14 protein-coding genes are annotated in these 12233 nt (G+C 71.2%); 10 read left to right on the top strand and 4 right to left on the bottom strand.

All coding sequences use genetic code 11. The annotated features are described in order from the left end of the window. Positions 1 to 4: 4 nt before the first annotated feature. The 3 genes from Q9S36_RS18710 (at position 5) to Q9S36_RS18700 (ending at position 2138) form a co-directional block, all read left to right on the top strand. Positions 5 to 799 carry a thioesterase family protein gene (locus tag Q9S36_RS18710; protein ID WP_311286427.1) on the top strand — a complete coding sequence of 265 codons (795 nt, stop codon included), beginning with the start codon at positions 5 to 7 and terminating at the stop codon, positions 797 to 799. Beyond that, positions 796 to 1656 (top strand): SDR family oxidoreductase, encoded by an 861-nt coding sequence (locus tag Q9S36_RS18705; protein ID WP_311286426.1) that lies wholly within the window; start codon positions 796 to 798, stop codon positions 1654 to 1656. Before Q9S36_RS18710 ends, Q9S36_RS18705 begins: the two co-directional genes overlap by 4 nt. A 152-nt stretch (positions 1657 to 1808) precedes the next feature. Next, positions 1809 to 2138, top strand: a complete 330-nt coding sequence (locus Q9S36_RS18700) for a hypothetical protein (protein WP_311286425.1) — start codon at positions 1809 to 1811, stop codon at positions 2136 to 2138. A gap of 96 nt (positions 2139 to 2234) precedes the next feature. Here the strand turns inward: Q9S36_RS18700 and Q9S36_RS18695 are convergent, their stop codons facing one another. Further along, entirely contained in the window at positions 2235 to 2756 is a 522-nt protein-coding gene (locus Q9S36_RS18695; protein ID WP_311286424.1) for a sigma factor-like helix-turn-helix DNA-binding protein, read from the bottom strand. 196 nt (positions 2757 to 2952) lie between these two features. Here Q9S36_RS18695 and Q9S36_RS18690 point away from each other — a divergent pair, with 196 nt between their 5' ends. From Q9S36_RS18690 to Q9S36_RS18670, 5 genes are all read left to right on the top strand, one after another. Beyond that, positions 2953 to 3783, top strand: coding sequence for an aldo/keto reductase (locus Q9S36_RS18690; RefSeq protein WP_311286423.1), 831 nt, complete (start codon positions 2953 to 2955; stop codon positions 3781 to 3783). A gap of 127 nt (positions 3784 to 3910) precedes the next feature. Beyond that, positions 3911 to 5422, top strand: a complete 1512-nt coding sequence (locus Q9S36_RS18685) for an MATE family efflux transporter (protein ID WP_311286422.1) — start codon at positions 3911 to 3913, stop codon at positions 5420 to 5422. Positions 5423 to 5533: 111 nt separating this feature from the next. Further along, complete coding sequence (locus Q9S36_RS18680) at positions 5534 to 6331, top strand: alpha/beta hydrolase (protein ID WP_253034677.1); 798 nt, start codon at positions 5534 to 5536, stop codon at positions 6329 to 6331. 151 nt (positions 6332 to 6482) lie between these two features. Beyond that, on the top strand, positions 6483 to 7475 hold the full coding sequence (locus Q9S36_RS18675; RefSeq protein ID WP_311286421.1) for a DUF2332 domain-containing protein: 993 nt from the start codon (positions 6483 to 6485) through the stop codon (positions 7473 to 7475). Positions 7476 to 7602: 127 nt separating this feature from the next. Continuing rightward, positions 7603 to 8055 (top strand): hypothetical protein, encoded by a 453-nt coding sequence (locus Q9S36_RS18670; protein ID WP_311286420.1) that lies wholly within the window; start codon positions 7603 to 7605, stop codon positions 8053 to 8055. Here the strand turns inward: Q9S36_RS18670 and Q9S36_RS18665 are convergent. Continuing rightward, the gene (locus Q9S36_RS18665; protein WP_311286419.1) at positions 8030 to 9160 is read right to left on the bottom strand and encodes a PQQ-dependent sugar dehydrogenase; all 1131 of its coding nucleotides are present in this window, start codon (positions 9158 to 9160) and stop codon (positions 8030 to 8032) included. The genes Q9S36_RS18670 and Q9S36_RS18665 overlap by 26 nt on opposite strands. A gap of 95 nt (positions 9161 to 9255) precedes the next feature. Here Q9S36_RS18665 and Q9S36_RS18660 point away from each other — a divergent pair, with 95 nt between their 5' ends. Then, positions 9256 to 9897, top strand: coding sequence for an acyl-CoA synthetase (locus Q9S36_RS18660; protein WP_311286418.1), 642 nt, complete (start codon positions 9256 to 9258; stop codon positions 9895 to 9897). Continuing rightward, positions 9894 to 10247: a hypothetical protein gene (locus Q9S36_RS18655; protein ID WP_064002711.1), complete on the top strand. Its 354-nt coding sequence runs from the start codon at positions 9894 to 9896 to the stop codon at positions 10245 to 10247. Before Q9S36_RS18660 ends, Q9S36_RS18655 begins: the two co-directional genes overlap by 4 nt. Positions 10248 to 10315: 68 nt before the next feature. Here Q9S36_RS18655 and purB read toward each other — a convergent pair whose 3' ends face one another. Beyond that, on the bottom strand, positions 10316 to 11698 hold the full coding sequence (gene purB, locus Q9S36_RS18650; RefSeq protein ID WP_311286417.1) for an adenylosuccinate lyase: 1383 nt from the start codon (positions 11696 to 11698) through the stop codon (positions 10316 to 10318). Between the two features lie 26 nt (positions 11699 to 11724). Beyond that, positions 11725 to 12198 (bottom strand): low molecular weight protein-tyrosine-phosphatase, encoded by a 474-nt coding sequence (locus Q9S36_RS18645; protein WP_308210388.1) that lies wholly within the window; start codon positions 12196 to 12198, stop codon positions 11725 to 11727. Positions 12199 to 12233 lie beyond the last annotated feature (35 nt).

Raw genomic sequence — 12233 nt, 5'->3', positions numbered from 1 at the left:
TCTCGTGCCCGCCTACTTCGAACGCCTCGCTTCCGAAGGTGTGAACGAGACCCGGTTCCAGCCCACCGCCTTCACCGGCGGCGCGTGGAACGTCACCGAGCAGCACGTCGCCCCGCCGATCGGCCTGCTCGCGCACGCCATCGAGGTCGACCATGCGGCGCGCAGCCCGCAGCCCATGCAGCTCTCGCGCCTGTCGGTCGACATCCTCGGGGTCATCCCGATCGACGAGGTCGAGGTGACGTGTCGCGTGCTGCGGCCGGGTCGCAGCATCGAGCTCGTCGAGGCGACGCTCGCGCAGGGCGGTCGTCCCGCGCTCTCGGCACGGGCGTGGCTCCTGCACACGCGCGACACCGAGGCGCTCGCCGGCTCCGCGCACCCAGCGATGCCGCCCCGCGACGCGATCGAGCGCGTCGACCCGTCGTCGGCGTGGCCCGGCGAGTTCATCGCGACGGTCGGCGAGGTGCGCCGCCGGCAGGAGGCGCCCGGCCGCGCCTGGACCTGGATCCTGCCCGCCGTGCCGCTGCTCGAGGGCGAGCCGGTCTCGACGACGGCGCGCCTCGTGTCGCTCATCGACATCGCGAACGGCGTGACCCCGCGCGTCGATCCGCGCGAGGTCGCGTTCCCGAACCTCGACCTGACCCTCCACCTCGTCCGGGCCCCCGAGGACGGGTGGATCGGGTTCGACACGACCGTCACCTTCGGCGCGACGGGGCTCGGGATGACGCACACCGTCCTGCACGACGAGCGCGGCGTCGTCGGCTCGGTCGTGCAGTCCCTCACCGTGAGGCCGCACCGATGACCGCGCCCCTCGCCGGGAGGACCGCCCTCGTCACCGGCGTCTCGCGCCGGCGCGGGATCGGGTACGCCGTGGCGACGCGGCTCGCGCAGCTCGGCGCGAGCGTGTTCATCCAGCACTGGCGCCCCCACGACCTCGACCGGCCGTGGGGTGGCGACGATCTCGACGCGGTGCGCACCGGCATCCGCTCGGCCCTCGTCGGCGACGCGACCTTCGGCGATGTCGAGACGGATCTGACGGATGCCGCGGCGATCCCAGCCCTCATCGACGCCGCGTCCGCGCTCACCGGCCGGCTCGACATCCTCGTCTGCAACCACGCGAAGAGCGGCGACGACGGCAGCATCCTCGACATGACCGCCGACCGCCTCGACGCGTTCTGGGACACCAACACGCGGTCGACGCTGCTGCTGACCGCGGAGTTCGCCCGGCGACTCGCGCCGCCGCAGTCCGGTCAGCGTCGCCCGGGCGACGCGGTCGAGGGTTCGAAGCCCTACGCCGAGCCGACCGGCCGCGTGTTCTGGATGACGTCCGGGCAGGGCCACGGCGCGATGCGCGGCGAGGTCGCCTACGCGACGAGCAAGGCGGCGCTCGCGGGGGGCACCCGCACCGTCGCGGCGGACCTCCTCGATCTCGGCATCGTCCTCAACACGATCAACCCGGGACCCGTGAACACCGGGTACATGGACCCCGACAGCGCCGACCGCGACACCTCGGGCCTCGACGAATGGCTGCGCACGACCGCGTTCGGCCGCGTCGGCGTGCCCAGCGATCCCGCGGCCCTCATCGGCTGGCTGTCGACCGCCGAGGGCGCCTGGATCGTCGGGCAGGTGCTCACGAGCGACGGCGGGTTCAGCCTGTAGCGGTGACGGTTACAGCCTCCAGCGGTGACGGATGCACGATCGGTGGGGCAGGCGTCGCTTCGCCGCGACGCGCACTAAGCGCCGGCACCGCCGGCCGTGCATCCGTGCGCGACCCCTGGCGCGAACACCCTCCGATGTGGTCGGATCACCCCATGGGTGCGGGATCTCCGATGCGGGCGGTGCTGTGGGGCGCCGCCGCGCTGCTCCTCGCGACGATCGTCCTCGCCCCGATCTTCGGTTTCGGACGCTGCCTCGACTCGCCCGATCCGGAGAAGTCCTTCTGCGAGTCGTACACCGCGTCGTACGCCGGTCTGCGCGTGGACGTCTGGCCGTGGGCCGTGGTCTCCGCGGTCATCGTGGTCGTGACCGTGGTCGTCGCGGTGCGCCGACACCGCCGCCGTCGCGCCGAGCGCGCCGCATCCGCTGAGAGTCGCTTCAGCACCCGTCCGCGGACGGGATCGTCGAAGGGGACGGACGCATGACAACGGATGCCGCAGACGCGATCGTCGTCGGAGCGGGGCTCGCCGGGCTGGTCGCCGCATCCGACAGGCAAGCGCCGAGTCGGGGCCCTGATGCCGCTACGCGACGGCGCCGGAGACGCGCGGCAGCGTGATGGGCGAGGTCACGACGCGCGCCGCGCCCTGCAGCTGGTCGAGGGCGCCACGGGTGAGGGAGCGCACGGCGCTGAGGGTCTCTCCCGTGAGCGCGGCGATCTCGGTCTGGCTGTAGCCGCCGAAGTAGGCGAGCGCGATGACCCGCTGCTGCTCGAGGCTCATGTCGCCCAGTCGCTCCCGCGACACGGCCTCCGCCTGCGCATCGAGGGTGCGCCGGTGCGCGATCGCGTGACGGTGGGTGAGCAGCAGGACCCAGGCTCGCGGATGCCGCGCCTCGGCCTCCGCCGCGTGTTCCCACACGTGCACGTAGACCTCCCGCAGCACGCGCTGCGCCGGCTGCTCGTTCCGCAGGATGTGGGTGGCGAGCGTGTAGGCGCTCGCGCAGGTCGCGTCGTAGAGCCGCGCGAAGGCGTCCGCGTCACCGATGGCCGTGCGGGCCAGCAGATCCGACAGCTCGGTGTCCGTCAGCGGAAGGGGGTGCGACATGGCCTCATCGTGCGCCTCCCGAACCGTTCATTCGAGCCATTGCGCCCGTCGGGAGTCGGTGCTAGCCGAGATCCAGTCATCTGAATCGACGAATCGCCCGCGTGCGCGACCCGCGAACGCACGGAGCGGATGCCGCATCCGCAACGTTTCGTCAACCGGTGCCGATGACGTACCCGGCGGTGGAAAAGTTGAGCCCATGACCGTTCCCACTCTCACACTCAACGACGGACACACCATCCCCCAGCTGGGCTTCGGCGTCTTCCAGGTCGATCCCGCCGAGGCCGAACGCATCGTCAGCGTCGCCCTCGAGGCCGGCTACCGCCACATCGACACGGCGGCGGTGTACGGCAACGAAGAGGGTGTCGGTCGCGCGATCGCGGCCTCCGGCATCCCCCGCGACGAGCTGTTCATCACCACGAAGCTGTGGAACTCCGAGCAGGGCCGCGACACCGCGCGTCCCGCGATCGAGGCGAGCCTCCAGAAGCTCGGGCTCGACTACGTCGACCTGTACCTGATCCACTGGCCGCGCCCCGACAAGGACCGCTACGTCGAGACGTGGCAGCAGTTCGAGACCTTCCAGGCCGACGGCCTGACCCGCTCCATCGGCGTCTCGAACTTCCACCAGCCGCACCTGCAGCGCCTGCTCGACGAGACCGACACCGTGCCGGCGGTCAACCAGATCGAGCTGCACCCGGCGTTCGCGCAGCGCGAGCTCCGCGCGTTCCAGGAATCGAAGGGCATCCACACCGAGTCGTGGGGTCCGCTGGGCCAGGGCAAGTACGACCTGTTCGGCGAGAAGGCGGTGGCGGATGCCGCCGAGGCCCACGGTGTGAGCCCGGCGCAGGTCGTCATCCGCTGGCACCTGCAGGAGGGCCTCATCGTCTTCCCGAAGTCGTCGACGCCCGAGCGCATCCGCACGAACTTCGACGTGTTCGGCTTCGAGCTGACGTCGGAGCAGGTCGAGGCCATCAACGCGCTCGACCGCGGCCAGCGCGTCGGCGCCGACCCGGACACCGCCACGTTCTGACCCGTTCACCGAGAAGGGGCGCCGAGGAATCGGCGCCCCTTTTTTCGTGGACCCCCCTTACATCTCTCAGGGAGGGGTCGATACAATCGACCGACCTCGAATCGATTCGAACCCCCTGAAAGCCCCCATGGCTACCTCCCTCACGACGGGCCGCCCTTGGCGCGTCATCCTGCTGTTCACCCTGCCGCTCATGATCGGCAACGTGGTGCAGCAGCTGTACCACTTCGCCGACACGATCGTCGTGGGTCGGCTGCTCGGCGTCGACGCGCTCGCCGCCGTGGGGGCGACCGGCAGTCTCCTGTTCCTGCTGCTCGGTTTCGCGTGGGGTCTCACGTCCGGGTTCGCGATCCCGACCGCGCAGGCCTACGGGGCGATGGATGCCGACGGTGTCCGCCGCTCCGTCGCCACCGGTGCCGTCCTCAGCGGCATCACGACGGTCATCCTGACCCTCGGCGCGCCGCTGCTCGCCGAGCCTGCACTCGTGGCGCTGCAGACCCCGCCCGAACTCCTCGCCGACGCGACGATCTTCACGCAGGTCAGCTTCCTCGGCGCCGGCGCGCTGATGTTCTTCAACTTCCTGTCGGCCGTCATCCGAGCCATCGGCGACTCGCGGACGCCGCTCATCTTCCTCATCGTGTCGTGCGCCCTGAACGTCGTGCTCGTGATCGCCGCGATCGCGTGGCTCGGCCTCGGTGTCGCCGGCGCGGCTCTCGCGACCGTCGTCGCCCAGGGTGTCTCGGTACTCCTGTGCCTCGAGTTCGTGCGCCGCCGCATCCCCGAGCTGCACCTGAAGCGCGAGGACTGGCGCATCACCCGCGCCGACATCGTCGCGCACCTGCGTCTCGGTCTGCCGATGGGCTTCCAGGCGTCGATCATCGCGATCGGTGCGCTGACCGTGCAGGTCGCGCTCAACACGCTCGGCGGCGAGGCGATCGCGGCCTACACCGCGGCATCCCGTGTCGACGGTCTCGCCGTCGCTCTGCTGCAGTCGATGTCGCTCGCGGTCTCGATGTACGTCGCCCAGAACTACGGCGCGGGCCGCCCCGACCGCATCCGGCGCGGCGTCGTGCAGGCGACGTGGATCGCCGTCGCGGCGGCGGTGGCCCTCGGCATCCTGCTCATCTCGCTGGGCGGCCCGATCGTGCGCATCTTCGTCGGGGACGGCGCCGACGACGTCGTGCACCTCGCGGTCTCGATGCTCGTCATCAACGGGTTCAGCTACACCGCCCTCGGCATCCTGTTCGTCACGCGCGGTGCGCTGCAGGGACTCGGCAACGCCGTGATCCCGACGGTGACGGGTGTCGTCGAGCTCGTCGCGCGTGCGGCGGCGGCCATCCTGCTGGGTGCGCTGTTCGGGTTCATCGGTGTCGCCTGGTCGAACCCGCTCGCGTGGATCTCGGCGGCGATCATCCTGATCCCGGCGTACATCCGTGCGCACCGGATGCTCGCGACGATGCCGATGGCGCCGATGACCATCACGCCGACGACGCCGATCGCCGTCATCGGACCGGTCGACGGCTCGATGACGGTCGAGACGGTCGTGACGCAGCCGGTCCCGCTGCCGAAGCCCACCTCGCGGATGCGCCGCGCGCTGCGCCGCCGCGCCGGCACGTCGCGCCGCCTCGCCCGCAAGCGCTGACGCCGAGGTCCCGATCCGGCCGGGTATCGCACCGCTGTTCCCGGCTCGATCGGGACCTCGCTTCGGCGCAATCGATACCTGAGCGAAACCTGTGGGGTGCATGATCGTGGGGTGACCACCGTGTTTCCCGCGCTGACCGAGACCCCCGACCCGCAGTTCGTGATGGTGGGGGACGGCTACCGCATCGCGACGTACGAGTGGGGACCGGCGGATGCCCCGACGGTCATCCTCGTGCACGGTTTCGCCTCGAGCGCCCGCGACAACTGGGTGAACACGGGCTGGGTGCGCGACCTGCTGCGCGCGGGGTACCGCGTGCTCGCCGTCGACCAGCGCGGACACGGCGCGAGCGACAAGCCGCATGAGTCGCGTGCCTACGCGCTGCGGACGATGGTGACCGACCTCGAGGCCGTGCTCGACACCTACCTCGTCGACGAGGCGCTGTACGTCGGGTACTCGCTCGGTGCCCGCGTCGGGTGGGAGGTCGCCCGCGACCTGGAGCCCCGCATCCCGCGCGTCGTCCTCGGCGGCGTCCCCGACGGGGTGCCGCTCGGTCGTCTCGATCTCGACCAGGTGCAGGCGTACGTCGACGAGGGAGAGCCGGTGACGGATGCCGTGACCCACGACTACATCACCCTCACCGAGCGGGTGCCCGGCAACGACCTGCGGGCGCTGCTCGCGATCGCCCGCGGCATGCGCGCGACGGGCACGGTCGACCCCGACCCCGGAAAGGCGCCCGGCCAGCCGGTGCTCTTCGCGACGGGCACGAAGGACGGCATCATCGAGGGCTCGAAGTCGCTCGCCGCCGCGACTCCGCAGGGCCGGTTCGTCGAGATCCCGGACCGTCACCACTTCAACGCACCGGGTTCCCGCGTCTTCCGAGAGGCGGCGCTGGCCTTCCTCGCCGAGTAGGCCGCGGGGGCGGCGTTCTCGGGCCGCGGCATCCGCGTCATCGGATTCGGACGATGTCGCCGGATTGGGACCTGTGAGCGCTCCCGCGTCCGAATCCGCTGCACATCTCCGAATCCGATGACGCGCCGGAACCGCGCGCTACGCTCGCGCCATGACCGACCTTCCCTCGTGGGGCGTCGCCGCGGATTCGCCGACGGCCGAGCACTACCGCACCTTCGGTGCGCGCGAAGCGGCCGGATCATCGGCGACGTACGAGGACTGGGCGCTCGGGATCGCGGACGACGGCGACATGCTCGCGCTGATCGACGAGCTCCCCCGCGCCAAGCGGCAGGCGAACCTCGTCTTCGCCGCGATGCGCGTCGCCGGTGTGCCGATCACGTCGTGGACGGATGCCCGGGGTCACGCGATCTCGCGCTGGCCGCGCATCCGCGAGGTCGCGCTGACCCACGCGACGCAGACGAACGAGGCCGCCCGCTGCGCCGTCCTGCTGCCGCAGCTGGTCCGCATCCCGGGCCCGCTCGCCCTGCTCGAGGTGGGCGCGTCGGCGGGGCTCTGCCTCCACCCCGACCGGTACGCGTACCGCTACACCGCGGACGACGGCACCGTCACCGCCATCGAGCCGACGACCCCGACCGACGTCGTCGTCGACTGCCGCATCGAGAACGCGGCGCCCCCGACCCGCCTGCCCGAGGTGGTGTGGCGCGGTGGCATCGACCTGAACCCACTCGACCCGGCCGACCCCGACACCCTCGCCTGGCTCGACGCGCTCGTGTGGCCCGAGCACGACGACCGCCGCGCCCGCCTCGCCGCCGCGGCGCGCATCGCGGCATCCGATCCCGCGCCGATCCGCGCCGGCGACCTGAACGACCTGATCGCGGATGCCGCGGCATCCGCCCCTCGCGATGCGACCCTCGTCGTCTTCCATACGGCGGTGCTCGCGTACCTGAGTCCAGAGGACCGCGAGCGGTTCCGGCGGACGATGGCCGACACGGATGCCGTGTGGCTCTCGAACGAGGGGCTCGGCGTCTTCCCCGAGTTCGAGCGGATGGTGCCGCCCGGCGAGAGGCACCGATTCGTGCTGGCGGTCGACGGCGAGCCCGTCGCGCTCACGCATCCGCACGGCCGCAGCTACCGCGCGCTCTGACCCCGCTCCGGGGACGCGACCCGTCGCCGCGCAGCATCCCACCCGACGAAACGCGTCCCCGGAACCGCCCCCTCGTCCCACGAGCGCGCGAGTGGCAACATCGACACCACAGCAGGAGGGAACCACCATGGCAGGAAAGACCAGCGGGGGAGCCGGCTTCAGCGACGCCGAGAAGGCCGCGATGAAGCAGCGGGCCGATGAGCTCAAGGCGATGAAGGGCCTGAAGGGCCTCGCCAAGATCGAGAAGGAGAACCAGGCCTGCCTCGACGCGATCGAGGCGCTCGAGGGCACCGATCGCATCATCGCCGAGCGGGTGCACGTCATCGTCCTCGAAGAGGCGCCCCACCTCAACCCGAAGACGTTCTACGGCTTCCCGGCCTATGCGAAGGACGGCAAGGTCGTCGTCTTCTGGCAGCCGGCATCCAAGTTCAACACCCGTTACGGCACGGTCAGCTTCGACGAGCCCGCGGAGCTCGACGACGGTCCGATGTGGCCGGTCTCGTTCGCGGTGATCGAGATGACGGATGCCGTGGAGCAGCGCATCCGCGAACTCGTCAGGGCTGCGGCACCGCGAGACTGACGATCCGGTCGTCGCCCTCGCGGGCCGACCCCCGCCCGTCGGTGTTGTTCGTGAGGACGAACAGCGTGCCGTCGGGGCCGACGGTCACGTCGCGGAGCCGGCCGTACTCGCGCGTCAGCTCGGTGGACGTCGACGGATCGGCGACCGGAACCGCCCGTAGCACGCGGCCGCGCAGGTTCGCGATGACGATCGTGTCGTTCACGACGGCGATGCCGCTGGGGCTGGCGGCATCCGTCGGCCACGTCTGCACCGGGTCGATGAACCCGTCCGCCTCGCCGCCGGTTCCCTCGACGTACGGCCAGCCGTAATTGCCGCCGGGCTCGATGATGTTGAGCTCGTCGCGGTAGTTGCGGCCGAACTCGCTCGCGAACATCGTGCCGTCGTCCGCCCATGCGAAGCCCTGCACGTTGCGGTGACCGAGGCTGAAGACGGGGGAGTCGGGGTCGGGATTGTCCGACGGGATGCTGCCGTCGGGCGCGATCCGCAGGATCTTGCCCGCGAGCGAACCGGAGTCCTGCGAGGCGGGTTCGTCGCTCGTGTCGCCGTTCGCGATGTAGAGCATCCCGTCGGGGCCGAACGCGATGCGCCCACCGTTGTGGTGGGTGCCCGCCGGCATCCCGTCGATGACCGACTCCGGTTCGCCGAGCCCGAAAGAACCCGCAGAGCCTGTGATCGGGTAGCGCTGCACCCGGTTGCCGTCGCGGGCGGTCGAATAGACGAACAGGTCGTCGCCGTCGATCGCGAGACCCAGCAGACCGCCCTCGTCGCTGTGCACGACGCCCTCGACCGTCGCGACGACACGCGTGGCGCCGTCCGACGCGACCTCGAGGATGCGGGCGCTGTCGCGTTCGCTCACGAACACGGTGTCCCCGTGCACGGCCATCGACCACGGAGCCTCGAGCCCCGTCGCGACGGTGCGCGGCGTCACCGGGGTGGGCGTCGGTGTCGGGGTGGGCGTCGCTGTGGCGGTGACCGTCGGCGTCGGGGACGCAGCGGTCGGCTGCTCGACGGTCGGCTGGCCGGGCGCCGCGCACCCCGCGAGAGCGAGAGCCGCGGCGAGGCCGAGCCCGGCGGACGAGGCGGTGGAGCGGCGGGGCGGGGACATGCGCTCAGTCAACCGCATCCTGCCGCTCCGGAGGCCGGAACCGGGCGGACGACCTAAACTGGGGGCATCCCGTCCCCGTCCCCGAGAGACATCCCGTGCCTGACGCCACCCCCCGTACCTTTGAGGTGCGCCACCTGCAGATGGGGCGCGCCCTCTTCGCGGCGATCGCGGCGGTCATGATCACGTTCTCGGTCGATCACTCCGCGCAGGTCGGCGGAGCCGTCTTCAGCGGGTTCGCCGTGGCCACCGCACTCATCCTGATCCTGTCGGCGTGGCTCGTGTTCCGCGCGGGTGAGCGCTGGCAGGCGGTGCTCCTCGGCAACCTGACCCTCGTCGCGGGCATGATCGCGACCCTGCCCGTCGCGCGCACCGTCGACGGATACTTCACGGTCGTCCTCGTCTGGGCGCTCGCGGCCGGCGTCGCGGAGCTCGTGATCGGCATCGTCGGCCGCCGCCGGGGCGCACCCGCCGCGCGCGAGTCCGTCTTCGTCGGCGCCCTCACGATCGTGCTGGGTGTCGCGCTGGTGTTCATCCCGCGCGAGTACATGCTCGAGTACTACATCGACGAGGCGCGTCGCTCGTTCACCCTCACCGGCATCACGATCGGCGTCGGTGTGCTCGGCGGCTACGCGGCGATCGTCGCGGTGTATCTGGGGATCGCCGCATTCTCACCTCGTCCCGCTGCGGTCCCCGCGGTGGAGACGGCCGACACGGATGCCGCTGGAGGCCGCTCATGACCGACAAGAACCCGACCCGCCGCGACCTGATGCGCCCGGTCCAGCTGCTCGGCTTCGCGCTGCTCGCGGCCCTGTTCGCCGGGATCGTGACCCTCGTCTCGATGGGGGTGCTGCAGGATCAGCGTCCGACCAGCGACGTCGACCAGCACCTGCGTGCCTGGGGCGTCGCCGCGATCGTCGCCGGGGTCACCTTCATCGCGACGCTCGTGATCATGGCGCTGTCGCTGCTGGTCGTCGACCCCGCGCAGGTCGGCAAGCAGGTCGACCGCGGCCTACTCCTCGACCCGGAGGACGACGCCGCTCCGGACGCCCCCGGCGACGCCGGCCGCGGCCCGCGCTCCCCGCACTGACCCGCGCGCACCGCGCCGCGCCGCGACTCAGCCCACGGTCGCGCCCGGGGCAGCACCGCCCCCCGCGCTCAGCGCAGCAGGTCGACGAGCCGGTCGGCGAGACCCGCGTAGCCGGCGGGGGTGAGCGCGAGCAGGCGCTGCTTCGCGGCATCCCCGATGTCGAGGCCGTTCACGAACTCGGCGAGTTCGGGCGCTCCGACGCGGCGGCCGCGGGTGAGGTCCTTCAGCAGGGCGTACGGGTCGGTGATCTGCGAGCGGCCGGCGACGATCTCGGCGCGCACGACGGTCTGGATCGCCTCGGCGAGGACCTCCCAGTTCGCGTCGAGGTCGGCCAGCAGCACGTCGCGCGACAGCGAGATCTCGGTGAGCCCGCGTTGCAGGTTGTCGAGCGCGAGCAGCGAGTGGCCGAAGGCGACGCCGATGTTGCGCTGCGTCGTCGAGTCGGTGAGGTCGCGCTGCTGGCGCGACGTGACGAGCGTCTGCGCGAGCGTCCCGAACAGCCCGCCCGAGATCTCGAGGTTCGCCTCGGCGTTCTCGAACCGGATCGGGTTGATCTTGTGCGGCATCGTCGACGAGCCGGTCGCACCCGCGACGGGGATCTGCGCGAAGAAGCCCATGGAGATGTAGGTCCACACGTCGGTGGCGAGGTTGTGCAGGATGCCGCCTGCGTGGCGCACGCGGTCGTACAGCTCGACCTGCCAGTCGTGCGACTCGATCTGGGTCGTCAGCTCGTTGAACCCGATGCCGAGCCCCTCGATGAAGCCGCGCGAGAGAGCGGGCCAGTCCACGTCGGGCTCGGCGGCGAGGTGCGCCGACCAGGTTCCGGTCGCGCCCGAGAACTTCGCGAGGTACTCGCCGCCCTCGATCTGGCCGGCGACCCGCTGCAGGCGCCACGCGAAGACGGCGAGCTCCTTGCCCATGGTCGAGGGCGTCGCGGGCTGACCGTGCGTGCGCGAGAGCATGACGGCATCCCGGTGCTCTTCGGCCAGCTGCGTCAGCGAGGCGATGACCGCGCGCAGCTTGGGCAGCCAGACCCGCTCGACGGCGCGCTGGACGGTGAGGGCGTACGAGGCGGAGTTGATGTCCTCGCTCGTGCACGCGAAGTGGGTGAGCTCGGCGATGGCGTCGAGCCCGAGCGATGACAGGCGGTCGCGGACGAGGTACTCGATCGCCTTCACGTCGTGCCGGGTGACGGCCTCCTTCTCGGCGAGCCAGGCGATGTCGTCGTCGCCGAAATCGCGGTAGAGGCTGCGCAGCGAATCCTTCTGCTCATCGGTGAGCGCGGACGATCCGAACAGACCGCGGTCGGTCAGCGTGATGATCCACTCGACCTCGACCTCGACGCGGGCCCGGTTGAGGCCCGCCTCCGAGAGGTACTCGGCCAGCGGGGCGACTGCGGCGGCGTAACGACCGTCGAGCGGGCTGAGGGACATCGAGGGCAGGGAGGACACGCGACTCCGTTCGGTGGGGGGTGCGCTCACCGGCGAAGCGCGGGTTCGAGCTGCCGGAACAACGCCCGGCTGGCGCTCTCGATCATACCGAGCACCTCATCGAACATCGTGGGGCCGCCGTAGTAGGGGTCGGGCACGTCGAGGGCCCCGTCGGCCCGCGCGTCGAAGCTGAGCAGCAGCGCGAGCTTGTCGACGTCGGCGGGGCTGCGCGCCCACTCCGACAGGATCCGCTCGTGCGAGCGGTCCAGCGCGATCACGAGGTCGTTGCGGTCGAAGTCCTCGCGGGAGAACTGCCGCGCGCGGTGCCGGGTGCCGTCGTACCCGCGGCGGACCAGGGCTTCGAGCGTGCGGCTGTCGGCTCGTTCGCCGACGTGCCATTCGCCGGTGCCGGCGCTCGTCGAGACGACACGGTCGCCGAGGCCCGCCTGATCGGCGAACCACCGGAACACGACCTCCGCCATCGGGGACCGGCAGATGTTGCCCGTGCACACGAACAGCACACGGAAAGCATCATCGGGCTCGGGCACCCTTCCAT

This window comes from Microbacterium sp. ARD31, from assembly GCF_031844425.1.
This window is presented reverse-complemented; position numbering and strand designations above follow the sequence as displayed.

Coding starts and splice junctions, on each gene's coding strand:
- Q9S36_RS18690 (WP_311286423.1), top strand. CDS start 2,953: ATGACCGTTCCCACTCTCACACTCAACGACGGACACACCATCCCCCAG.
- Q9S36_RS18685 (WP_311286422.1), top strand. CDS start 3,911: ATGGCTACCTCCCTCACGACGGGCCGCCCTTGGCGCGTCATCCTGCTG.
- Q9S36_RS18665 (WP_311286419.1), bottom strand. CDS start 9,160: ATGTCCCCGCCCCGCCGCTCCACCGCCTCGTCCGCCGGGCTCGGCCTC.
- Q9S36_RS18695 (WP_311286424.1), bottom strand. CDS start 2,756: ATGTCGCACCCCCTTCCGCTGACGGACACCGAGCTGTCGGATCTGCTG.
- Q9S36_RS18675 (WP_311286421.1), top strand. CDS start 6,483: ATGACCGACCTTCCCTCGTGGGGCGTCGCCGCGGATTCGCCGACGGCC.
- Q9S36_RS18700 (WP_311286425.1), top strand. CDS start 1,809: ATGGGTGCGGGATCTCCGATGCGGGCGGTGCTGTGGGGCGCCGCCGCG.
- Q9S36_RS18705 (WP_311286426.1), top strand. CDS start 796: ATGACCGCGCCCCTCGCCGGGAGGACCGCCCTCGTCACCGGCGTCTCG.
- Q9S36_RS18670 (WP_311286420.1), top strand. CDS start 7,603: ATGGCAGGAAAGACCAGCGGGGGAGCCGGCTTCAGCGACGCCGAGAAG.
- Q9S36_RS18655 (WP_064002711.1), top strand. CDS start 9,894: ATGACCGACAAGAACCCGACCCGCCGCGACCTGATGCGCCCGGTCCAG.